We start from the raw sequence: 22,480 nt of genomic DNA, 5'->3' as shown, positions 1-22,480 counted from the left end.
GCGCTGAACCGACCTGTGGACCATCGCCCGGCAGGCGCAGCGCCAGCGGGGAATTACGATACCGGTACTTTTTGCGCCCGGTAGCTGCTGGGCGAGCAGCCGACCTGGCGGCTAAAAAAACGCGCAAAATAAGCGGGGTCTTTAAACCCCAGTTGCCAGGCTATCTCATTGACGGCGCTATCGGAGAACAACAGCAGGCGCTTCGCCTCGCGCAGCTGGCGGTCGAATATCAGCCGTTTGGGCGAACGGTTGGCAAAGCGGCGACAGATATCGGTCAGCCGCGATTCGGTCAGGTGCAGCTCCCTGGCGTAATCCGGTACCGTCCAGTGCTGATGGTAGTGGCTGTCGATCATCTGGTTAAAGCGCTGGAAAAGCTTCAGCTCGCCGCGCATGCCGCTGGCGGCGTGATCGTCGAGCTTTGCGTTACGCAATAGCAGGGTAAAGACCGCCTGCGCCAGCAGCGCCAGGGTGTGCTCGCGCCCCGGCAACTGGGCAGTGGATTCCCGGCGGATCAGCTGCCAGTAGTGGGCCAGCGCGGCCAGCTCGTCGGGTTTATCCGCCAGCGACAGGCAGATCCCCGGCAGGCCGAAGGTCTCCCGCGTGCCGGGATAGAGCACCTCCAGCAGCGGCCAGATGAGTTCTTCGTGCACCGTCAGCACATGGCCATCGCTATCGGACTCGGTAATAAAGGCGTGCGGCACCGAGGGCGGCGTTAACACAAACAATGGCGCCTGCACCGAATAGCGATGGTCATCAAGCTGCAGCTCAATCTGCCCGGTATCAAGATAGTGCATCTGGAAATAGCGGTCGTGGCGATGCGCCTGCATGTCGCGGCCAAAAAAGGCCGCCATGCGGGAAAACGACTGATAGTGCACCTCCTCGGTGCCCAGGCTCTCGTCGTAATCTTTATTGATATCGATATTGGCGATGGAATGCTGGCACATACCCGCTCCTTAGTGGCCTTTCTGCGCCGCTAAGCCCGGCGCGGCGGCGGCGTCCTCACGCTGGCTCATTGGAATGCGGGTGAGCACCAGCGCGCCGACAATCAGTAGCCCGGCGACAAACCACAGCCCGGAGCTAAAGCTGCCGGTGGTATCGCGCAAAATGCCGATCAACAGCGGGCTGACGGCAGAGCCGACGTTGCCGATGGCGTTGATCACCGCCAGCGCCACCGCGCGCGACTGCAGGCTGATCACCCGATCCGGGGTGGTCCAGAAAATGGCCATCGCGGTAAAGGATCCCACCGAAGCCATAATAATGCCGATCAGCTGGATCAGGCTGTGGTGAGTTGCCGAAGCCAGCAGCCAACCCGCCGCGGCGAACAGGTAGGGCAGGATGGTATGCATCTTGCGCTCTTTGCGCCGGTCGGAGCGGCGGCTCCACCAGATCATGCCGAAAATGGTGCAGAACTGCGGGATCGCCGCCAGCAGGCCAATCATGATGTTGCTACTGCCGGTGTTGAAGCTCTGCAGGATCTGCGGCGTCCAGATATTAATGGCGCTCAGGGTATTGGTCAGGCAGAAGTAGGCCAGGGTATACATCAGCACCGCTGGCGTCAGGACTTCGCGCAGCGTGGAACGCGGCGAAGCCGGAACGACCGCCGCATTTTCCCGTTCACGATCGATCATCGCCTTCAGCGCCTGTTTTTCTTCGCTATCGAGCCAGTTGGCTTTATCCGGCGTGTCGTTGAGGAAGAACCAGGTGACGACGCCGAGCACCACCGACGGCAGGCCTTCCAGCAGAAACAGCCACTGCCAGCCCTTCAGGTTCCACAGGCCGTCGAGCGCCAGAATATAGCCGGAAAGTATCGAGCCGAGCATCATGGTCACCGGCATGGCGATCATAAACAGGGCGTTGGCGCGGGCGCGATGGTAGGCCGGGAACCACCAGGTCAGATAGACGAGGATGCCCGGTAGAAAACCAGCCTCGGCGATGCCGACCAGCATGCGCAGGATGTACAGCGTATGCGGGCTGGTGGCGAACATGGTGCAGGTCGAGGCGATCCCCCAGACCACCATAATTCCGGCGATCCAACGGCGCGCGCCGACTTTCGCCAGCATGATATTGCTGGGGATCCCGCACAGCACGTAGGTGACGTAGAACAACGTCGCCGCCAGGCCGAACATGGTGGAGGTCAGGCCAAGGTCTTTGCCCATCGTCAGGCCGGCGAAGCCGATATTAATGCGGTCCAAAAATGAGAAAACAAAGAGAACAAACAGGAAGGTAATCAGGCGGCGGAACAGCTTTTTGATCACCCGGTTTTCTACTTCAACGGCTTTATTATCATTGTGTTGCAGGGTAGAGGTAGTCATGTTGCGCTCCACATTATCCGTTCAATAGACGGATTTATTGTTATCGGTTGTGGTCGTTGCGGTGTGGGTAAAACGGGCCGCCAGCGCTTCTGCGCCACGCGCCAGCAGGGTGGTATCGACGCCGACGGCGACGAACAGCGCGCCCAGTTCGAGATAGCGCTTCGCCAGCGCTTCATTGGCCATCAGGATCCCCGGCGCCTTACCGGCCTGACGGATTTGCTGGATGGCCTGTTCAATGGCGGCCTGCACTTCCGGGTGCTGCGGATTACCGCCATGGCCCATATCGGCGCTGAGGTCCGCCGGGCCGATAAACACGCCATCCACCCCGTCGACATCGAGGATCTGCGGCAGATTTTTCAGCGCTTCGCGGGTTTCAATCTGTACCAGGACGCACATGGCGTCGTTGGCCTGGTGAAGATAATCCGGCACCCGGTTCCAGCGCGAGGCGCGGGCCAGCGCGCTGCCGACGCCGCGAATGCCGGCGGGCGGGTAGCGGGTGGCTCTGACCGCCAGCCGCGCTTCGTCGGCGTTCTGCACCATGGGCACCAGCAGGGTTTGCGCGCCGATATCCAGCAGCTGTTTGATCTGTACCGGGTCGTTCCACGACGGGCGGACCACCGGCTGGCTGGGGTAGGGGGCGATGGCCTGAAGCTGGGTCAGCACCGTTTGCACATTGTTGGGCGCGTGTTCGCCGTCGATCAGCAGCCAGTCGAAGCCGGCGCCGGCCAGCAGTTCGGCGCTGTAGCTACTGCACAGCCCCAGCCACAGGCCGATTTGCGGGCGCCCGGCCTTAAGCGCCGCTTTAAAAGCGTTGTTCATGTTGCTCTCCTCAGACAAAGCGGCAGCTGATGGCGCCCATGTTGCCGTAGTCGACGTGGAAGGTATCGCCCTTGCGCGCCGGGACCGGACGGGTGAAGGAGCCGCCGAGGATGATTTGCCCGGCTTCGAGCTGGACATCGTACGGCGCCAGTTTGTTGGCCAGCCAGGCCACGCCGTTGGCCGGGTGATTGAGCACCCCCGCGGCGACGCCGGTCTCCTCAATCACGCCGTTGCGATACAGCAGGGCGGAGATCCAGCGCAGATCCAGCTCGTCGGGCTTGATCGGGCGGCCGCCGAGGATCACCCCGGCGTTGGCGGCGTTATCGGAAATGGTGTCGAACACTTTACGCGGGCGCTGGGTTTCCGGGTCGATGTTGTGGCAGCGGGCGTCAATCAGCTCCAGCGCCGGGATCACGTAGTCGGTGGCGTTGTAGACATCAAACAGGGTGCAGTTCGGGCCGCGCAGCGGTTTGGCCAGCACGAACGCCAGCTCGACTTCGATACGCGGAACGATAAAGCGGTCGGTGGGGATATCGCTGCCGTCGTGGAAGAACATATCGTCAAGCAGCGCGCCGTAGTCCGGCTCGCTGATCTGCGAGCTGGCCTGCATGGCTTTTGAGGTCAGGCCGATCTTGTGGCCTTTGAGTACGCGGCCTTCGGCGATCTTCATCTCGACCCACTCGCGCTGTACGGCGTAGGCGTCCTCAATGGTGATCGACGGATAATCCAGCGAGATCGCGCGGATCTGTTCACGCTGTTTTTCGGCCTGATTCAGCCGCTGGGCAATCAGGGTTCGGGTCTGTTTATCGAGCATAGTGATTCCTGTGGCATTGTATTGCCGGATGGCGCTTCGCTTATCCGGCCTACAAATTCATGGCCGCTGTAGGCCCGGTAAGCGCAGCGCCGCCGGGCAATTTGCACGTTATTTAAATAAGGCGTGCACGTTGTTCTGTTTGTAGTTCAGCGTCGGATCGAGCTCTTCCATGGCGAACGACAGCGCCAGGTAGCGGCTCTCCATCAGCGCCGCGAAGTGGGATTTGATCAGCGCGAACAGCATATCTCCCACGTCCTGACGGCTCTCCAGGCTGCGCCCGGAGCCGATCTTCAGCGTCATATGGACAAAGGCGTAATCCTGCCTGCCGTCGGCCATCTGCCAGGTATCCAGCCAGTGGGCACGGCTGCGGATCCCGCCGATCGGAAAGATGCCGGTAGCGGCCAGCGCCTCGTTGACTTTGGCGAACAGCCCAGGCAGATCGGCCTGCTCGCGGATGTTGTCGGTACATTCGGCGATAAAATGTGGCATGGGGCCTCCTTACGCCTGCGCCGGCAGCGGGAACACGGCGTTAACCTGGCCGGTGCCGGAGCTGGCGAACAGCTCGGTGATAAACTCCACCTTGCCGTCGTATTTATCCCAGCCCAGCAGGCCAAGCAGCATCACCGTGTCGTGCATGTTGCCTTCGCCGTAGCAGTAGTCGGCGTACTCCGGCAGCATGGTGCAGAACTCTTTAAATTTGCCCTCGCGCCACAGCTTCACCACCCGCTCATCCATCTGATGATCGAACTCGCGGGTGTAGCTATTCATCCCCTCTTCGGCGCGCTGATCGTCGATAAAGCGGTGCGACAGCGAGCCGCTGGCCAGCACCGCCACGGTGCCGTCATATTTCTCAATGGCTTTGAGGATCGCTTCGCCCAGCCTGCGGCTGTCGGCAAAGTCGTGAACGGTACAGAAGGCGGAAATGGACACCACCTTGAAGTGCTTATCGCTGTTCATGTAGCGCATCGGCACCAGGGTGCCGTACTCCAGCTTCAGGCTCGGAATATTGTGCGCTTTGGCGCGTACCCCGAGCTTCACCGCCTCGTCGGCGATGAGCTGACCCAGCTCCGGGTTGCCGTCATAGTCGTAGGTCATGTCGCGAATAAAGTGCGGCAGTTCGTTACTGGTGTAGACGCCCTGGAAATGGTCGGCGCAGTTGATGTGGTAGGCGCTGTTGACCAGCCAGTGGGTATCGAACACGATGATGGTATCGACGCCCATTTCCCGGCAGCGCTTGCCAATTTCTTTATGCCCGTCGATAGCGCCCTGGCGGCAGCCGTGGTTTTTCCCCGGCAGCTCAGACAGGTACATCGACGGCACGTGAGTGATTTTTGCTGCTAACGCTAACTTACCCATATCAGACTCCCCATTTCGGGATCGGATGGTCGCCCATCGAGATGCAGACGTTTTTCATTTCGGCGAACACTTCAAAGCTGTACTCGCCGCCTTCGCGGCCGGTGCCGGAGGCCTTCACGCCGCCGAACGGCTGACGCAGGTCGCGGACGTTCTGGGTGTTGACGAACACCATCCCGGCTTCAATACCGCGCGCCAGACGCAGCACTTTGCTGACGTCCTGGGTCCAGATATACGACGCCAGGCCGTATTCCACATCGTTCGCCAGGCGCAGCCCTTCCGCCTCGTCTTTGAACGGCAGCAGGCAGGCGACCGGGCCAAAAATCTCTTCCTGCGCGACGCGCATGCGGTTGTCGACATCCGCCAGCACCGTCGGGCGCAGGAAATTGCCGGCTTTCAGATGCGCCGGCAGGTCGGACGGTTTATCCGCGCCGCCGGCCAGCAGGGTCGCCCCTTCTTCAATGCCGAGGCGGATATAGCCGGAGACTTTCTCCCAATGTTGCTGGCTAATCAGCGCGCCGACCTGGGTGTTCGGGTCGGTTGGATCGCCGACGCGCAGGCGGTTAGCGCGCTCGGCGAAGCGTTTAACGAACTCGGGGTAGATGCTCTGCTGAATGAAAATGCGCGAGCCGGCGGTGCAGCGTTCGCCGTTGATCGAGAAGATGGTGAACAGCGCGGCGTCGAGGGCGCGCTCAATATCGGCGTCTTCGAAAATCAGCACCGGCGATTTGCCGCCCAGCTCCATGGAGTACTTTTTCAGCCCGGCATTTTTCATGATGTTGCGCCCGGTGGCGGTACCGCCGGTAAACGATACCGCGCGCACGTCATGGTGGCGTACCAGCGCATCGCCCGCCGTCGCGCCGTAGCCCTGCACCACGTTCAGTACCCCCGCCGGAATACCCGCTTCCAGCGCCAGTTCGCCCAGACGGTCGGCGGTCAGCGGCGACAGCTCGGACATCTTCAGCACCGCGGTATTCCCCAAGGCCAGGCACGGCGCCACCTTCCAGGTGGCGGTCATAAACGGCACGTTCCACGGCGACACCAGCGCGCAGACGCCCACCGGCTGCACCAGGGTGTAGTTCAGCATCTTGTCGTCGACCGGATAGGTCTTACCGTTCATCTGCTGGCACACTTCGGCGAAAAACTCGAAATTGTGGGAGGCGCGCGGGATCAGCACGTTTTTGGTCTGGTGGATAGGCAGACCGGTATCGGCGGTTTCCATCGCCGCGATCTCCGGGACGTTCTGGTCGATCAGATCCCCGAGGCGGCGCATCAGACGCGCGCGCTCTTTCATCGGCAGGTTAGCCCACTTCGGGAAGGCCTCTTTCGCCGCCGCTACCGCCTGATGGACTTCGGCTTCACCGCCGGCGGCGACTTCCGCCAGCACTTCGCCGGTGGCCGGGTTGGTGGTATGAAAATAGTCTGCGCCGGCAACGTTTTTACCGTTGATCCAATGGTTAATCTTTTTCATGACAGTGTCTCCTCATACGCTTGCTGGCTGATGATATGGTTGGCCAGGCGGCCCACGCCCTCGACTTCAACGATCACCTCGTCGCCTGGCACCACGTCGGACAGCCCTTTCGGCGTGCCGGTGGCGATCATGTCGCCCGGTTGCAGGGTCATAAATTCGCTTAAGTAAGCGATGAGAAACGGGATGCTGAAGATCAGATCGGCGGTGGTGCCCTGCTGGCGCAGCTCGCCGTTGACCCAGGTGCGCAGGGCCAGATTATGCGGATCCGGGATCGCCTCTTTGCCGACGATCCACGGGCCGATCGGCGTCAGGGTGTCGCGGCTTTTCACCCGCAGGTTTGGCCGGTAGTAGTTTTCCAGATAGTCGCGGATCGCGTAGTCGTTGCAGACGGTATAGCCGGCGACATAGTCCATGGCCTCGGCTTCGCTGACGCGGCGGGCGGTTTTACCGATCACCACCACCAGCTCGGCTTCGTAGTGCATGTATTCCACGTTATCCGGGCGTACCGACTGCTGCTGGTGGCCAGTAAAGGTGTTTGGCGCTTTGATAAACACCAGCGGCTCGGTTGGCGGCTTAAACGCCAGCTCGCTGGCGTGGTCGGCGTAGTTCAGCCCCAGCGCGAACAGCGTGCCGTCGGCGGGCGGCAGCCAGCGGAATTCACCTTCTTTCAATACCGTGCCATCGTCCAGGCGCACCTGGTCGCGTTCATCGACCACCGCATCGCGTACCTGTCCCTGCCATTCAATACGTGCCTGTTTCATGCCAGCTCTCCTTCTGCGACAACCGGGTTTTCCAGCGCCGGGAAGCCCTCGGCGAGAATGCGTACGCGATCGCCGGGACGCAGCGTAACGCGGGAGTGGGGCGTACCGATGAGGATCGCGTCGCCGGGATTGAGGGTGGCGAACTCGCTCAAGGCGCTCAGCAGCTGCGCGGCGTTACGCTGCAGATCGCCGGTATGCCAGCTGTCCGCTTCGCGGCCGTTGATTTCGGTGATGATGGTCAGGTTATCGACGTTGCGCGCCGGCGACAGCGCGCCGACGGGGCAGAAACCATCGCGGCACTTGGCCTTGATCGCCGGGCGATAAAAACTCTCTTCCGGCAGGCTGACATCGTTCGCCAGCGCGTAGCCGGCGATATAGTTCGCCGCCTCTTCCGCCGCCACCTTGCGCGCGGTTTTGCCGACAATCAGCGCCACGGTGGCGCCGCTTTGCACGGTTTCGCCCTGCGGATAGGGGATCGCCTCGCCATCGCCAATCACGGTATTGCGCGGCTTGATAAACCAGACCGCGGTTTTCGGCGGCGTTTTGTAGGGGGCCTGTTGAAACACCTCGCGCCAGGCGTCGAGCTGGCTGCGATGATTGAGCGCAACGGCGAAGATGGTACCTTTCATTCACCACTCCTCTGGGACTGATTTCGGTTCAAAGGGATTTCGTTAATATATTAATGATCATCTTTTATGCTTTGCGATGAGGTTTAGCAACTGGAAGTGAATGTTTTGTGATCTGATTAACACAATATTTACACATCAATAACTTATTCGTTATTAATCAAATAGTTGAATATTTTTCGTGGAAAGGCTGGTACTTTTCAGGTGCAGAAACCGGTTGTACATGGCAGGATTAAAGCTAATTATTAAGTTGTTAATAAGTTTTAGATGAGGCCGTTGAGGGGATACTATGCATGATTCATTAACCATCGCCTTGTTGCAGGCGCGTGAAGCGGCGATGGCCTACTTTCGACCGATCGTCAAACGACACAATCTCACCGAACAGCAGTGGCGGATCGTGCGTATCCTCGCCGAACGTCCGTCGATGGACTTTCACGATCTGGCTTTTCGCGCCTGTATTCTGCGCCCCAGTCTGACCGGGATTTTGACGCGCATGGAGCGGGATGGACTGGTGCTGCGGCTGAAGCCGGTTAACGATCAGCGCAAGCTGTACGTCTCGCTGACGCCTGCCGGAACCGCGCTGTACGAAAGCGCCCAGGCGGAGGTGGAAGAAACCTATCGCCTGCTGGAGGCTCAGTTCACTACGGAAAAGCTGCAGCAACTGACCTCGCTGCTGGAGGAGTTTATTGCGCTTGGCGTCCCTGCCGGGCGCGGTGATGAAGAAGAGTAGCGGTTACGGCTCGGCGCTCAGCCTGGCGAGGGCAATAAGCGTCTCCGCACGGGCGGGAGACAGCGGCTCTCTCGGCTGCGGCAGCGGCCAGCCATACAGCCAGCGGGCGCTGGCGGCGCAGGTGCGCCCCTGACAGGCGCCCATTCCGCAGCGCTGGGTAAGCTTGGCCTGTAGCCAGTCGTCGGCGGCTGCCACATCGCCGCAGCGCACATCTTCGCAACGGCACAGCAGGCTCTCCGGCGTCGCCGCGTTTTTCAACGACTCCGCCAGCCGGAAGGTGCGGTTGATGGCCGTGGCGAAGCGCTGCCAGCGGGCGCGACGGGCAAATAACGCCTGGGCCTGCTGGCTGGCCCCGGCGGCGGCATACCCGGCGATTTCGCCCTCCGCCAGCGCCAGCTCGCTCCCGCCGAAACCGGTGCACTCCCCGGCGGCGTAAATATCCGCGAGGCTGGTCTGCTGCCAGCGGTTAACCTGGATCGCCTCCTGCGCCGTGGCGCAACCGAACAGCAGCCCCGTCTCGATATTGGGCACCAGCCCGTAGCCGATAGCCAGCCGATCGCAGGCGACAGTCCGCTCGACGCCGCGCTGGCGCAGCGTCACGGCTTCCAGCCGCGTTGCGCCGTGGGCGCGGATCGCCTGGGCGCCGCTAAGATAGCCTTTCGGAGCCAGCGTCGCTAACTGGCGCAGCTTCTGCGGCCAGCGCCACAGCCCGCTGGCGAAGCGCAGCAGCGCCGGGAGCGGCGCTTGCTCAACGATATTCGTTACCTGGCCTCCGGCCTTGTTCACCGTATCCGCCACCGCCAGCAGCAGCGGGCCGCTGCCGGCAATCACCACTTTTTCGCCTTTCAGCGACAGGCCATGTTTGATCTGTGCCTGCAGGCCGCCCGCGCTGGTCACGCCGGGTAAGGTCCAGCCGGGAAAGGGCAGCGACAGCTCGCGCGCGCCGCAGCAGAGGATCAGTTTCTGCCAGTAAACCACGCCACCGCCGTCGGCGGTTTCAAACAGCACGCTGCGCGCGGAGGGGCGGGCAATCAGCCGCGCGCCGTTCACCACCCGGATGGCGGCAGACGCGGCGATGGCGTCGCGGTAGCGCCGGGCCAGGGCGGGCAGCGTCGCCTGCGGGCCGGCGCGCCAGATTTGCCCTCCGGGGGCGGGGTTATCGTCGAGAATAATGACCTGTTTATCGCAGGCGGTGGCAGCGAGGGCTGCCGCCATGCCGGTGGGGCCGGCGCCGAGGATTAAAATGTCACAGCGCAGCGTGTACATAGCGGCTCCTTTCTATTTGCATACCGGCCCGGCACAGGGTCTGGCAGGCCAGCACCCGCCGGCCGTCGACGGTGATCCGGCACTCCTGGCAGACCCCCATGCCGCAAAACGGCGCGCGGGGGTCGCCGTTAACCGCCTGGCGGGTGGTGGGATCGCCGGTCAACGCCAGCGCTGCCGCCACGCTGATACCTTCCGGCACCGTCAGCGCTTCGCCATCGACAGTGATATTGAGCGTGCTATTCATGCGATCGCCTCCTGATGGTACAGACGGGCCGGGAGCCAGGCCTCAGGCGCCAGCGGGCAGCGTTCGCCGAGGATCTGCGCCGCCAGCAGCTCAGCCGTCGCCGGGGCGGTGGTGACCCCCAGTCCTTCATGGCCCAGCGCCAGCCATACACCGCGGCGCGTGGGGTGCGGGCCGATCAGCGGATTGCCATCCTGCGAGGCGGCGCGCAGGCCGCTCCAGCAGCGGATGATATTCAGCGTCGCCAGCGCCGGCACAAAATGGCGGGCGCGGTCGAGCATCTGCCCCAGCAAGGGGAGATCCAGCTGGCGCTCGCGATTATCGAACTGGCGCGAAGAGCCAATCAGCAGCTGGCCAGTGGGCCGCGGCTGCAGGTTAAACGCTACCGAGGTACCGCCGCCGTGGGCGCTGGCGCCGTAGCCCAGCTCAACCAGCTGGTGATGCACCCGCGGCCCGTAGCGATCGGTAATTGCCAGCTGACCCTTCCTGGGCCGCAGCCAGTTTTCCGCCAACAGCGTATTGGCCTCCAGGCCGCAGGCCACCACGATGGCCCGCGCCTGTAGCCGTTTGCCGCTGGCGAGCAGCACCTCCGGTTCGGTAATCGCCTGCGCGCTGTCGTGCAGGCAGGTGAGATGGTCTCCGGCATCGGCCATCAGCCAGCGGGCGACGTTTGGCGCGTAGACGATGCTGTCGCCTGGTACCCATAGCCCGCCGGCCAGCCCGCTGCGCAGCAGCGGCTCGCGCCCGGCGATCTGCTGTGGGGTCTGCAGTTCGCTGTGGACCTGATAGCCAGCCAGCCGCCGCTGTTTTTCACCCGCGACGGCCATCTCTTCTTCGCTTTCCGCCAGCCACAGCGTGCCGCAGCCGCGCCAGGCGCAAGTGGCGGGCATCCGCGGGGTGATGGCGCGCCAGCGCGCCAGCGACCACGCCGACAGCGCCAGTTCGGCGGGGTCGTCATCCATGCACACCAAATGGCCCATACCCGCCGCCGTGGCGCCGGGTTGACCGTCATCGATAAGCGTCACTTTCTGCCCCCGCTTCGCCAGCTGCCACGCGCAGGCGGCGCCGATGATCCCGGCGCCGATCACGATGACATCGCACGGCTTCACGGCGCGATCCCCCAGCAGAAGGGATCGTCCGGGTTGAGGATCAACTGGTTATCGCCGCACACCCAGGCTTCGCCGCGGATCGTTGGAATGATGCCTGCGGCGGCGCGCTGGTAGCTGGCGGTAAACTGGCTGCCGATGATGCTGGCCTGGCGCCAGATCGCTCCCGGCTGGAGTTTGCCATCCTGCGCCAGGCAGGCCAGCTTGGCGCTGGTGCCGGTGCCGCACGGCGAACGATCCCAGGCCTTTCCCGGACAGAGTACAAAGCTGCGGCTGTCGGCGGCATCGTCATCGGCGAACAGCTCGATATGGTCGATAACGCCGCCGTCGTCGCCGCGGATCCCCGCGACCTCCAGCCCCTCGCGCACCGCCCAGGCGTAGTCGGTGAGCTGTGGAATGTGCGCCGGGGTAATGGCGAACGGGTGATCGTTAATCAGGAAAAACCAGTTGCCGCCCCAGGCAATATCGCCGATGACGGGACCCCGCGCGGTCTCCACGCGGACCTGCTTTTTCCAGCGGCGGGCCGGGACGTTTTGCACCGATACGCTGCCATCGTCGTGCAACGTGGCGCTTACGTCGCCGACCGGGGTTTCAATCAGATGAACGCCTGGCTGGATACGGCCAAGCCACGCCAGCGAGGCGATAAGCCCGATGGTGCCGTGGCCGCACATATTCAGAAAACCGGCGTTGTTGAAGAAAATGACGCCAGCGGTGGCCGCCGCCGAAACCGGTTTGCAAAGCAGCGCGCCGACCAGCACATCGCTGCCACGCGGTTCGAGAATCACCGCCTGACGCCAGCGATCGAAGTCACGGGCGAAACGGTCGCGACGCTCCGCCATGCTGCCGCCGCCGAGGTCGGGGAAGCCGTCAACGATCAGGCGGGTGGGTTCGCCGCCGGTGTGTGAATCAATGGCTCTCAGCGTAATAGGGGGGCGTGGCGCGGTCATTCTGCTCTCCGGAAGTTAACAATATGTTTCATCATGCTGGCGCAACCCGTGACGGGCGGCTTGAACGCTTTCGGCAGAGATAATGACGAAATCGGCATAATAGCACCGGGGCGATGTTCATGTGGCGCATAATTATTTCTTATTTATCATTCTTTTAATGGCGTGGTAAACCGAAAGTGGCGATTGCGCCAGTGGATAAACCAGGGGAAGGCGTAAAGCGGATCCAGGATCGCAAAACCGGCGGTTGCCGCTTGAGGTGTTAACAGGAAGTGAATAAATATCCTTCGGTCACTTACCATGAGGAAGCCCTATGATCGGTGTTTCTGAAGCGGCGCCGCCGCGCGCTGTTAATCAACCGGAGCTGGCGGTCGATGAGCTGAGCCAGATCTGCGAAGGGCTGGCGCGCCAGCGGCCGGAGAATATGGCGGCGCTGCTCAATGCCCTGGCGCTGATCGCCCCCCTGCTCAATGCCATCCCCAACGTGGTCTTTTTTATCAAAGACAGCGAAGCGCGTTATCTGCTGGCGAATCTGACGCTGGCCCGCCGCTGCGGTTTCAAAACCGTCTCCTCGCTGCTGGGGAAAACCTCCGCCGACGTCTTTCCTTCCGCGCTGGGTCAGGGTTACACCGAACAGGATCTTCGGGTATTGCGGGAGGGCGTGACCCTGCGCGACCAGCTGGAAATGCATCTCTACAATGGCCGGGAACGCGGCTGGTGCCTGACGCAGAAGCTGGCGCTGCGCGATGTCCGCGGACAGGTGATCGGCATGGCCGGGATCTCTCACGATCTGCAGGAGGCCCACGCCCGCCATCCGGCGTGGCAGCGGCTGGCGATCGTCGACGATCATATCCGCCGCCACTATCACCGGCCGATCGCCATGGAAGAGCTGACCGCCTTGAGCGGGATGTCGATTGCGCAGATCGAGCGCTACTGCAAACGGATCTTTCATCTCACGCCGCGGCAGATGATCCACAAAGTGCGTCTGGAAAAAGCCACCGAATTGCTGGCCGGCGACACGCCGATTACCGATATCGCCTTGCAGTGCGGCTATACCGATCACAGCGCCTTCAGCCGCCAGTTCAAAGCGATGACCGGTTCGACGCCGCGCGATTTTCGCCTGACGCTGCAGGGATAACGGCTGGCTCACACTTTTGTCGACTGTGCTAATTTCGTCATCGGATTAAGGGAAAACCGACAAGCCGCCGGTTCCGCGACGCGTCAATCTGTCAGTGAATATTCACCAATCATTCACATCGACTTAACAAAATGACGACAAGGAACCGAGCATGAGCAATAAAGCGATTCACTGGAGCGGCGTATTCCCGGCGGTGAGCACGCAGTTTCGTAGCGATTACTCCCTCGATTTAGACGCCACCCACGCGGTGATGAAAAACCTGGTCAAAGATGGCGTTTCCGGGCTGGTGGTGTGCGGCAGCGTAGGGGAGAACACCTCCCTGAGCACTGATGAAAAATTGCAGATTATCGAGGTGGCGAAAGATGCCGCCGGCGGCAAAATTCCGGTGATCGCCGGGGTGGCCGAGTTCACCACCGCCTTTGCCCAGAAGATGGCGAAAGAGGCGGAGCGCGTCGGCGTCGACGGGATCATGGTGATGCCGGCGCTGGTCTACTCCTCAAAACCGCATGAAACCGCCGCTCACTTCCGCAGCGTGGCCACTGCCACCGACCTGCCGATCATGGTCTACAACAACCCGCCGATTTACAAAAACGACGTGACGCCGGACATTCTCGCCACCCTGACCGATTGCGACAACATCGTCTGCTTTAAAGACTCCTCCGGCGATACCCGCCGCTTTATCGACCTGCGTAACACCGTTGGCGACCGCTTCGTGCTGTTTGCCGGGCTGGATGACGTGGTGGTGGAAAGCATCGCCGTCGGCGCGGAAGGGTGGATCTCCGGAATGTCCAACGCCTTCCCGCGCGAAGGGGAAACGTTATTCCGTCTCGCCCGCCAACAGCGTTACGAAGAAGCGATGGCGCTGTACCGCTGGTTCATGCCGCTGCTGCATCTCGATGCACGTCCGGATTTGGTGCAGTGCATCAAACTGTGCGAAGAGCTACTCGGACGCGGCAGCGCTGTGACCCGTCCGCCGCGTCTGGCGCTGGAAGGCGAAACGCGCCAGCAGGTGGTGGCGATCGTGGAACAGGCGCTGGCGACTCGTCCTGCCCTGCCGGACGTTGGCCTCTGAGCACAGGAGTCAGTATGAATGCATCTCAAACCACGGCGGGACGGCAGTTTATCGCCGGACGCCGCGTTGCCAGCGGCGAAGCGACGCTATTGAGCCTGCGGGCGGTGGATGGCGAGTCCACCGGCCATCGCTTTTATCCGGCTTCCCGCGCGGAGGCTGCCCAGGCCGCGGAGGCGGCGCAGCAGGCGTTTGCCGTTTATTCACAGACCGCGCCGCAGCAGCGGGCGCACTTTCTCTGCGCCATTGCCGATGAACTGGACGCGCTGGGGGAGGCGTTTTTTGCTATCGCCGAACAGGAGACCGCGCTGCCGCTGGCGCGGCTGCAGGGCGAGCGGGCGCGAACCAGCGGCCAGCTGCGGATGTTTGCTGGCGTGATCCTGCGCGGGGATACCTTCGCCGCCCGTATTGATACCGCCTTAGCCGACCGTCAGCCGCTGCCGCGCCCGGACCTGCGTCAATATCAGCAGGCGTTAGGGCCGGTGGCGGTGTTTGGCGCCAGCAACTTTCCGTTGGCCTTTTCCACCGCTGGCGGCGATACCGCCTCGGCGCTGGCGGCTGGCTGCCCGGTGGTGGTGAAAGCCCATGCGGGCCATATGGCCACCGCCGAGCTGACCGCTGACGCGATCGTCCGGGCGGTCGCGCGGTGTGGGTTACCCGGCGGCGTATTCAATATGATTTTCGGGACGGATATCGGCGCCGAATTAGTTCGCCATCCAGCGATTCAGGCCGTTGGCTTTACCGGCTCGCTGGCCGGCGGTAAGGCGTTATATCAGCTGGCGCAGCAGCGCCCGCAGCCAATCCCGTTGTTTGCTGAAATGTCGGCGATTAACCCGCTGATTATTCTGCCGCAGGCGCTGCAGACGCGGGCCGAGGCGCTGGCGAACGCGCTGGTGGCGTCATTTACCCTCGGCGGCGGCCAGTTCTGTACCCGTCCGGGACTGATTCTGGCGCTGCGCGGCGCCGGACTGGAACGCTTTAAGTCGGCGCTGTGCGCGGCGGTAGCGGGCTGCGCGCCGCAGGTGTTGCTCAATGCGCCGACCCTTCAGCACTACCGCCAGGGCGTGGCGGCGCTGGCGGCGCATCCGCGTATCGAGAGGCTGGCGAGCGGCCTCGCCGCCGGCGCCGGGCAGGCGCAAACCCAGCTGTGGCAGGCTCAGGTCGAGGATCTGCTGGCGCAGGATACGCTGCTCCAGACCGAAGTTTTCGGCCCGCTATCGTTGCTGGTGGAAGTGGACGACGCGGCCCAACTGCAGGCGGTGGTGAAAGCGCTGCAAGGACAGCTCACCGCGACGCTGCACGCGGAAGCGGACGACGGCCCGCTGGCGGCGAGTCTGCTACCGCTGCTGTGCGAGAAGGCCGGACGGGTGCTGTTTAACGGTTATCCCACCGGCGTGGAAGTGTGCGATGCGATGGTCCACGGCGGCCCATGGCCGGCGACGACCGATGCGCGCGGGACGTCGGTCGGCAGCCGGGCGATTGAGCGTTTTCTGCGCCCGGTCTGCCTGCAGAATGCGCCGGCCGCCCTGTTACCGCCGGCGCTGCAGGATGCGAACCCTTTAAACCTGCTGCGCCTGGTCAACGGCCAGTGGACCCGGGAAGCGATTTCCTCCTCTCATTGACGCAAGGGCATCACCATGACCATTCACACTACGCATAACAGTCAAACCCGCGTTGCGGAGTCGGGTAAGTTTAAAAAACAGCTGACCCTGACCGACCTCACCTTTATCGGCCTGGGGGCGATCTTCGGCTCCGGATGGTTATTCGCCGCCAGCCATGTGGCATCCATTGCCGGTCCGGCCGGTATCGCGTCGTGGGTGATCGGCGGCTTTGCGGTGCTACTGCTGGGGATTGTCTACTGCGAGCTGGGGGCGGCGCTGCCGCGCGCCGGCGGCATTATTCGTTACCCGGTCTTTTCCCACGGCGAGCTGATGGGTTATCTGCTGGGGTTCATCACCCTGATCGCCTTCTCCAGCCTGATCTCGATAGAAATTGTCGCCGCCCGGCAATATGCCGCGGCCTGGTTTCCGGCGCTGACCCAGCCGGGCTCCAGCTCGCCGACGCTGCTGGGGTGGGGGGTGCAGTTCCTGCTGCTCTGTTTCTTCTTCGCGCTGAACTACTACAGCGTCAAGACCTTCGCCCGCTCGAACAACTTCATCAGCGTGCTCAAGTTTCTGGTGCCGCTGCTGGTGGTGGTCACGCTGTTCGCCTTCTTTAAACCTGAGAACCTGCATGCTCAGGGCATTGCGCCGTTTGGTATGTCCGGGGTGGAAGCGGCGATCAGCGCCGGGGGAATTATCTTCGCCTATCTGGGACTGACGCCGATTATCTCGGTGGCCAGCGAAGTACAAAAGCCACAGCGGACTATCCCTATCGCGTTGATTTTATCAGTGGTGCTGTCGACGATTATCTACGTGCTGCTGCAGCTGGCGTTCCTTGGCAGTATCCCCACCGAGATGCTGAACGGCGGTTGGGCCGAAGTGAGCAAACAGTTCTCGCTGCCGTATCGCGATATCGCCATTACCCTCGGCATGGGCTGGCTGGCCTTTATGGTGATAAGCGATGCGATCATCTCCCCGAGCGGCACCGGCAATATCTATATGAACGCGACGCCGCGGGTGATCTACGGCTGGGCGAAGGCGGGTACTTTCTTTAAAGCCTTTACCCATATTGATAAAGCGTCCGGTATTCCGCGCCCGGCGCTGTGGCTGACCTTTGGGCTGTCGATTTTCTGGACGCTGCCGTTCCCCTCCTGGGAACAGCTGATAAGCGTGGTGTCGGCGGCCCTGGTGCTGAGCTACGCCATCGCCCCGGTGACCGCCGCCGGGCTGCGCCGCAACGCCCCGGATCTGCCGCGGCCGTTCCGCGTGCGCGCCTTCGGCATCATCGGCCCGGTGTCGTTTATGGTCTCGGCGCTGATCGTCTACTGGTCCGGCTGGAATACGCTCTCGTGGCTGCTGGGGCTGCAGATCGTGATGTTTGTGGTGTATGTGATGTGCAAAGGCAAGGTGCCGGAACATACCGTGAGCCTGGCGCAGCAGGTGAAGTCTTCGCTGTGGCTGATCGCTTTTTATGCGTTGATTATCCTCTTTTCCTGGCTGGGCAGCTTCGGCGGGCTTAATGTTATTGGTCACCCCTGGGATACGGTGCTGGTGGCGGCGATGTCGCTGGGGATTTATTACTGGGGCGCGCGCAGCTGTCTGCCGCAGGCTAATTTTAGCGGAGACGAAGAAGAGTAAAGGAGAACAGTATGGGGTCGGTAACTCTATCGTTACCAGAAGCTTATGACCTGGCGCTGGCGGTGCTCAGCGCCAATGGATTCAGCGCCGACCACGCGGCGGCCATCGCCCGTAACGTGGCTGCCGGGGAGCGCGACGGCTGCGCTTCCCACGGCCTGTGGCGGCTGTTGGGCATTGTCGATACCTTGCGTAAAGGTAAGGTTTCGCCTGATGCCGAGCCGCAGATCCACGACCAGGCGCCGGCGATTGTGCGGGCGGATGCCGGGGGCGCCTTTTCGCTGCTAGCCTACGAACGCGCGCTGCCGCTGCTGCTGGAGAAAGCGCGGCACAGCGGTATTGCGGCGCTGGCGATTAACCGCTGCGTCCATTTTTCCGCGTTGTTTGCCGATATTGAGCCGTTGACTGAGGCAGGGCTGGTGGGGCTGGCCTGTACGCCAAGCCATGCCTGGGTCGCCCCGGCGGGCGGCACCCGTCCGCTGTTCGGCACCAACCCTATCGCCTTTGGCTGGCCGCGGCGGGAGGAGCCGCCGTTTATTGTTGATATGGCGACCAGCGCCGCGGCGCGCGGCGAAATCCAGCTGCATCAGCGCGCCGGCAAAGCGCTACCGGAAGGGTGGGGAATCGACAGCCAGGGGCAGCCGACTACCGATGCCACAGAGGTACTGAACGGCGCGATGTTAACCTTCGGCGGCCATAAGGGCTCGGCGCTGGCGGCAATGGTTGAGCTGCTGGCCGGGCCGCTTATCGGCGATATGACCAGCGCCGAATCGCTGGCGTGGGATAACGGCGCGGGCGGTTTACCCTACGGCGGAGAACTGATTCTGGCGCTGGATCCGCAGCGTTTTCTCGGCGCGCAGGCACAGGAGCAGCTGGCGCGCGCCGAAACCCTGTTCAGAGGGATGCAGGAGCAAGGGGCACGGTTACCGGGAGAGCGGCGGTTCGCCTGTCGCCAGCAGAGTGAGCAGCAGGGGGTCGTCATCAGCCGTTCATTGCATGATGAGATTTGCGCCTTGCGCCAGGGCGGGTAAGGCGCGAATCGCCGTCCCCCGGGACATCCCCCGGCTTGCGCTACGCTTAGCCGGGCTACCGAACGTCGCGGGTTGTGTAGCCCGGGCAAGGCGCGAAGCGCCGCCACCGGGGCATCCCCCGGCTTGCGCTACGCTTAGACGGGCTACCGAACGTCGCGGGTTGTGTAGCCCGGGCAAGGCGCGGAGCGCCGCCACACGGGACATCCTCCGGCTTGCGCTATGTTTAGCCGGGCTACTGAACGTCGCGGGTTGTGTAGCCCGGGTAAGGCGCGGAGCGCCGTCACCCGGGATGCCTGTCAAAACAGCGTCTCGAGCTCGTCCAGCACGTTGTAGTCGTCATCGACCAGCAGCAACGTCTTCCACTTATCAAAGGTCAGACACGGATGCGAGGTGCCGAACAGCAGAATATCGCCGACCTGCACATCGCTGCCCGGCGCCAGGCGCAGCATGCAGTGCTGATCCATGATGCCGATACTGACGATCGACTCCGCGCGCAGCGCTAACTGCTGGCCGTGACGATAATGGGCGATCGGCTGCGGCAGCCCGGCGTCGAAGGCGCAGTCGCGCTTGCCGAAATTCACCACCGCGCGATCTGCCTCCGGCACCGATTGCACCATTGCCATCAGCTCCAGCGCTGAAGTGAGATCGCCGGCGAGATCGCAGGCAATCGGATCGCGGGCGATCAGCGCTTGTTGGGCGAGATCGTAGATCCCGCGATCGTGGGTGATATAACAGCCAGGGCGAATGACGATACGGCAGCGGCGCGGTTTTGCCGCCGCCAGCCAGATGTTGCACACCACGTCATACCAGACGGTGCCCGCGCCGGTGAGAATAAATTCGCCGTCAACCAGCGGCTCCATGCGGCAGGCTAGCGCTGCAGCCTGTTGTAATAGCGCTTCCACCTGCGGTTGCGGATCGTCGCCGTGCAGGACCCCTTCATACAATTCCAGACCGCGTAGCCGTAGCCCCGCCAGGTCGCTGACCCGCTGCGCCAATGCCAGCGCGTCATCCACGCTACGACAGCCGCAGCGCCCGCCCGGCACGCCAAGTTCAATCAGCACATCCAGCGTTTGCCCCTGGGCGGCGAAGAACGCGGAGAGGGCGCGCACGTTGGCCTCGCTATCGACGCAGCAGATAAAATCCACTGCCCGGTAGTGGGCTTTTAGCTGCACGACCACCTGCATATTGGCCTTACCGACCAGCTGATTGACCATCAGGACGCGCTGGATGCCGCTGGCCATCGCCGCGCTGGCCTGCCAGGCGCTGCCCACGCCAATCCCCCACGCTCCCGCTCGCTGCTGCGCCTGAAATATCCATGGCGTCATTGTCGTTTTACCATGCGGCGCCAGCGATACGCCGCGGGCATCGGCGTAGCGCTGCATCCATGAAATATTATTTTCCAGCGCCGACTTTTTTAGCAGCGCGGCAGGCAGACAGCCCTCTTCCGCCAGGAGATTAGCCGGCGCGGACATGAGGGCGGATTTGTGCGGAATGAGCGGTGCTGAATGGTATTTCATAACACTTTCCTTTCAGGGTTTATAATCGGTGAGTTGCTGGGTATCAGTTATAAATATTTTATAATAATGATTTTAATTAATAATTGTTGTTTCTTTTGAATAAAAGTATCACAAAATGATCTGGGTTTTGCGTAGTTTTCCACTGTTTTTTGCACTTGTAAATGGTTAACTTGTCGGTATGTCGAAAGGGAGTAATTGCTATGAAAGTTGACTGGCTTTTCAAAAACGTCACGGTGATCGACGGGAGCGGCGGGCCGCAATACCGTGCCGATGTGGCGGTGAAGGGCGACCGAATAATGGCTATCGCTCCGGCGCTTGACGTCGCGGCGGAGCAGGAGATAGATGGTCAAGGGCGGGTACTGGCGCCTGGCTTTATCGATGTTCACACCCATGACGATATCAACGTCATCCGCATGCCGGAGTATCTGCCTAAGCTCAGCCAGGGGGTGACAACCGTGATCGTCGGCAACTGTGGGATCAGCGCGGCAACCGCCACCATGCGCGGCGAGGTGCCGGACCCGATGAATCTTCTCGGCGAACGACAGCACTTTATCTATCCCACCGTCGAAGCCTATGCCCATGCGGTAGAGGCCGCGCGACCCTCGCTTAACGTCGGGACGCTGATTGGGCACACCGCGCTGCGTAATAACCATATGGATGACCTGTTCCGCCCGGCGAGCGAGACGGAAATCGCCGGCATGCGCATACAGTTGCGCGATGCGCTGCGGCAGGGCGCTTTAGGACTGAGCACGGGACTTGCCTACGCCAGCGCCTTCCAGTCGACCACCGAAGAAGTGATGGCGCTCGCTGAGGAGTTGACGGCAGAGGGGGGAATTTACACCACCCACCTGCGTTCGGAGTTCGAGCCGATTCTGGAGGCGCTCGACGAGGCGTTCCGTATTGGTCGCCACGGCAACGTGCCGGTGGTGGTCTCGCACCATAAGTGCGCCGGCGCGAAAAACTGGGGTCGCACGAAGGAGACGCTGGCTTTCTTCGATGAGATGCGCCAGCGCCAGGAGATCGCCTGCGACTGTTACCCCTATTCCGCCAGCTCGTCGACGCTGGATATGAAGCAGGTCACCGATGAGTTCGATATCGTCATCACCTGGTCGGAAGCACAGCCCGAGCAGGCCGGAAAAACGCTGCAGCAGATCGCCGATGAATGGCAGGTGAGCCTGCACGACGCCGCGGCGCGGCTGATGCCGGCAGGCGCTATTTATTACAACATGGACGAGCAGGACGTACGGCGGGTGCTGGGTTATCCGGTGACCATGATTGGCTCCGACGGGCTGCCGAACGACCCGATGCCGCATCCGCGGCTGTGGGGCGCGTTTCCGCGGGTCCTGGGCCACTACTGCCGCGATGAACGCCTGTTTCCGCTGACTACCGCGATCCACAAAATGACCGGGCTGTCGTCGGCGCGCTTCCAGCTGGCGGATCGTGGGCTGGTAAAAGTGGGCTACTACGCCGACCTGGTGCTGTTTGACCCGCTGACGGTGCGCGATGTCGCCAGTTTCTCCGACCCGAAACGTCCGGCGGACGGTATTGAGGCGGTGATGGTTAACGGCGTGATGAGCTACGGCAGCGACAAAAAGATTATCGGGCGCGCGGGGCGTTTCCTGCGCCGCCGAATGAACTGAGGAGTGAAAAATGAGTATTAAACGTTATGGCGTAGAGGGCGGTACCGGTACCGGCGGGCAGCACCTGCCGTTCGCGCGGGCGGTGGAAGCGGGAGGCTGGCTGTACGTCTCCGGCCAGACGCCGATGAAGGACGGGGAAGTGGTGGAAGGCGGGATTGTCGACCAGTCGCGTCTGGCGATTCAGAACTGCGTAGATATCATGACCGAAGCGGGCTACACCCTGGCCGACGTGGTGCATGTTAAAGTGATCCTCACCGATGCGCGCTATTTTCAGTCTTTCAATAAAGTCTTCCGCGAGTTCTTTGGCGACAACCCGCCTGCCCGCATCTGCTGCGTAGCGGACCTGGTGGTGGATTGTAAAGTCGAAGTGGATGTGACCTGTTATAACGCTTCTCGCGCATAAAAA

The 22,480-nt window shown here is 62.2% G+C and carries 23 protein-coding genes and 1 pseudogene; 8 read left to right on the top strand and 16 right to left on the bottom strand.

Translation table 11 applies throughout. The annotated features are described in order from the left end of the window. Nucleotides 1-53: 53 nt before the first annotated feature. From hpaA to ABLV52_RS13030, 10 genes and pseudogenes are all read right to left on the bottom strand, one after another. The gene (hpaA, locus tag ABLV52_RS13075; RefSeq protein WP_023291847.1) at nucleotides 54-944 is read right to left on the bottom strand and encodes a 4-hydroxyphenylacetate catabolism regulatory protein HpaA; all 891 of its coding nucleotides are present in this window, start codon (nucleotides 942-944) and stop codon (nucleotides 54-56) included. Between the two features lie 9 nt (nucleotides 945-953). Next, nucleotides 954-2,312, bottom strand: coding sequence for a 4-hydroxyphenylacetate permease (hpaX, locus tag ABLV52_RS13070; RefSeq protein ID WP_023291848.1), 1,359 nt, complete (start codon nucleotides 2,310-2,312; stop codon nucleotides 954-956). Between the two features lie 21 nt (nucleotides 2,313-2,333). After that, the gene (gene hpaI / locus ABLV52_RS13065) at nucleotides 2,334-3,131 is read right to left on the bottom strand and encodes a 4-hydroxy-2-oxoheptanedioate aldolase (RefSeq protein ID WP_044525283.1); all 798 of its coding nucleotides are present in this window, start codon (nucleotides 3,129-3,131) and stop codon (nucleotides 2,334-2,336) included. Between the two features lie 10 nt (nucleotides 3,132-3,141). Continuing rightward, nucleotides 3,142-3,945 (bottom strand): 2-oxo-hept-4-ene-1,7-dioate hydratase, encoded by an 804-nt coding sequence (gene hpaH, locus ABLV52_RS13060; RefSeq protein WP_002887487.1) that lies wholly within the window; start codon nucleotides 3,943-3,945, stop codon nucleotides 3,142-3,144. 108 nt (nucleotides 3,946-4,053) lie between these two features. Next, nucleotides 4,054-4,434, bottom strand: coding sequence for a 5-carboxymethyl-2-hydroxymuconate Delta-isomerase (locus ABLV52_RS13055; RefSeq protein ID WP_064158449.1), 381 nt, complete (start codon nucleotides 4,432-4,434; stop codon nucleotides 4,054-4,056). Nucleotides 4,435-4,443: 9 nt separating this feature from the next. Further along, a complete protein-coding gene (gene hpaD / locus ABLV52_RS13050) occupies nucleotides 4,444-5,301 on the bottom strand; it encodes a 3,4-dihydroxyphenylacetate 2,3-dioxygenase (protein ID WP_002887492.1) in 858 nt (285 codons plus the stop codon). A gap of 1 nt (nucleotide 5,302) precedes the next feature. Further along, the gene (gene hpaE, locus ABLV52_RS13045) at nucleotides 5,303-6,769 is read right to left on the bottom strand and encodes a 5-carboxymethyl-2-hydroxymuconate semialdehyde dehydrogenase (RefSeq protein ID WP_023291851.1); all 1,467 of its coding nucleotides are present in this window, start codon (nucleotides 6,767-6,769) and stop codon (nucleotides 5,303-5,305) included. Then, nucleotides 6,766-7,530 carry a fumarylacetoacetate hydrolase family protein gene (locus ABLV52_RS13040; protein WP_023291852.1) on the bottom strand — a complete coding sequence of 255 codons (765 nt, stop codon included), beginning with the start codon at nucleotides 7,528-7,530 and terminating at the stop codon, nucleotides 6,766-6,768. Before ABLV52_RS13040 ends, hpaE begins: the two co-directional genes overlap by 4 nt. Next, nucleotides 7,527-8,159: a fumarylacetoacetate hydrolase family protein gene (locus tag ABLV52_RS13035; protein ID WP_348890474.1), complete on the bottom strand. Its 633-nt coding sequence runs from the start codon at nucleotides 8,157-8,159 to the stop codon at nucleotides 7,527-7,529. Before ABLV52_RS13035 ends, ABLV52_RS13040 begins: the two co-directional genes overlap by 4 nt. Nucleotides 8,160-8,216: 57 nt before the next feature. Next, nucleotides 8,217-8,381 (bottom strand): annotated as a pseudogene (locus ABLV52_RS13030) (hypothetical protein). A gap of 64 nt (nucleotides 8,382-8,445) precedes the next feature. On the opposite strand from ABLV52_RS13030, the gene hpaR reads away from it, so the two are divergent. Further along, on the top strand, nucleotides 8,446-8,886 hold the full coding sequence (gene hpaR / locus ABLV52_RS13025) for a homoprotocatechuate degradation operon regulator HpaR (protein WP_002887503.1): 441 nt from the start codon (nucleotides 8,446-8,448) through the stop codon (nucleotides 8,884-8,886). A 3-nt stretch (nucleotides 8,887-8,889) separates the two neighbouring features. Here hpaR and ABLV52_RS13020 read toward each other — a convergent pair whose 3' ends face one another. From ABLV52_RS13020 to ABLV52_RS13005, 4 genes are read right to left on the bottom strand one after another with little or no spacing between them, the layout of a single operon-like run. Beyond that, nucleotides 8,890-10,152, bottom strand: a complete 1,263-nt coding sequence (locus tag ABLV52_RS13020) for an FAD-dependent oxidoreductase (RefSeq protein WP_348890473.1) — start codon at nucleotides 10,150-10,152, stop codon at nucleotides 8,890-8,892. Next, the gene (locus tag ABLV52_RS13015) at nucleotides 10,133-10,396 is read right to left on the bottom strand and encodes a (2Fe-2S)-binding protein (RefSeq protein ID WP_032455020.1); all 264 of its coding nucleotides are present in this window, start codon (nucleotides 10,394-10,396) and stop codon (nucleotides 10,133-10,135) included. Before ABLV52_RS13015 ends, ABLV52_RS13020 begins: the two co-directional genes overlap by 20 nt. After that, entirely contained in the window at nucleotides 10,393-11,502 is a 1,110-nt protein-coding gene (locus tag ABLV52_RS13010; protein WP_072414072.1) for an FAD-dependent oxidoreductase, read from the bottom strand. The genes ABLV52_RS13015 and ABLV52_RS13010 overlap by 4 nt, the downstream gene beginning before the upstream one ends. After that, nucleotides 11,499-12,446 carry a 4-hydroxyproline epimerase gene (locus ABLV52_RS13005; protein ID WP_348890472.1) on the bottom strand — a complete coding sequence of 316 codons (948 nt, stop codon included), beginning with the start codon at nucleotides 12,444-12,446 and terminating at the stop codon, nucleotides 11,499-11,501. Before ABLV52_RS13005 ends, ABLV52_RS13010 begins: the two co-directional genes overlap by 4 nt. Before the next feature lie 310 nt (nucleotides 12,447-12,756). On the opposite strand from ABLV52_RS13005, the gene ABLV52_RS13000 reads away from it, so the two are divergent. The 5 genes from ABLV52_RS13000 to ABLV52_RS12980 all read left to right on the top strand — a co-directional run bounded on the left by ABLV52_RS13000 (nucleotide 12,757) and on the right by ABLV52_RS12980 (nucleotide 18,917). After that, nucleotides 12,757-13,581, top strand: a complete 825-nt coding sequence (locus tag ABLV52_RS13000) for an AraC family transcriptional regulator (protein ID WP_032455015.1) — start codon at nucleotides 12,757-12,759, stop codon at nucleotides 13,579-13,581. Between the two features lie 151 nt (nucleotides 13,582-13,732). Beyond that, nucleotides 13,733-14,653, top strand: coding sequence for a dihydrodipicolinate synthase family protein (locus ABLV52_RS12995; RefSeq protein ID WP_004204197.1), 921 nt, complete (start codon nucleotides 13,733-13,735; stop codon nucleotides 14,651-14,653). 14 nt (nucleotides 14,654-14,667) lie between these two features. Continuing rightward, nucleotides 14,668-16,272: an aldehyde dehydrogenase (NADP(+)) gene (locus tag ABLV52_RS12990; protein ID WP_255989595.1), complete on the top strand. Its 1,605-nt coding sequence runs from the start codon at nucleotides 14,668-14,670 to the stop codon at nucleotides 16,270-16,272. 15 nt (nucleotides 16,273-16,287) lie between these two features. Continuing rightward, a complete protein-coding gene (locus ABLV52_RS12985; protein ID WP_044525289.1) occupies nucleotides 16,288-17,889 on the top strand; it encodes an APC family permease in 1,602 nt (533 codons plus the stop codon). Between the two features lie 11 nt (nucleotides 17,890-17,900). Then, nucleotides 17,901-18,917 carry an Ldh family oxidoreductase gene (locus ABLV52_RS12980; protein WP_085551426.1) on the top strand — a complete coding sequence of 339 codons (1,017 nt, stop codon included), beginning with the start codon at nucleotides 17,901-17,903 and terminating at the stop codon, nucleotides 18,915-18,917. Nucleotides 18,918-19,213: 296 nt separating this feature from the next. Here ABLV52_RS12980 and ABLV52_RS12975 read toward each other — a convergent pair whose 3' ends face one another. Together ABLV52_RS12975 and ABLV52_RS12970 are read right to left on the bottom strand one after the other, a co-directional pair. After that, on the bottom strand, nucleotides 19,214-20,434 hold the full coding sequence (locus ABLV52_RS12975) for an amino acid deaminase (protein ID WP_348890471.1): 1,221 nt from the start codon (nucleotides 20,432-20,434) through the stop codon (nucleotides 19,214-19,216). Between the two features lie 76 nt (nucleotides 20,435-20,510). Next, complete coding sequence (locus tag ABLV52_RS12970) at nucleotides 20,511-20,657, bottom strand: hypothetical protein (RefSeq protein WP_348890470.1); 147 nt, start codon at nucleotides 20,655-20,657, stop codon at nucleotides 20,511-20,513. On the opposite strand from ABLV52_RS12970, the gene ABLV52_RS12965 reads away from it, so the two are divergent. Further along, the gene (locus ABLV52_RS12965) at nucleotides 20,635-22,074 is read left to right on the top strand and encodes a D-aminoacylase (protein WP_023291858.1); all 1,440 of its coding nucleotides are present in this window, start codon (nucleotides 20,635-20,637) and stop codon (nucleotides 22,072-22,074) included. The genes ABLV52_RS12970 and ABLV52_RS12965 overlap by 23 nt on opposite strands. 10 nt (nucleotides 22,075-22,084) lie before the next feature. Then, entirely contained in the window at nucleotides 22,085-22,477 is a 393-nt protein-coding gene (locus ABLV52_RS12960) for a RidA family protein (RefSeq protein WP_004204205.1), read from the top strand. The last annotated feature ends 3 nt before the right edge of the window (nucleotides 22,478-22,480 follow it).

This window comes from Klebsiella sp. GB_Kp056 (assembly GCF_040064755.1).
Classification (GTDB): Bacteria; Pseudomonadota; Gammaproteobacteria; order Enterobacterales; family Enterobacteriaceae; genus Klebsiella; species Klebsiella quasipneumoniae.
This window is presented reverse-complemented; position numbering and strand designations above follow the sequence as displayed.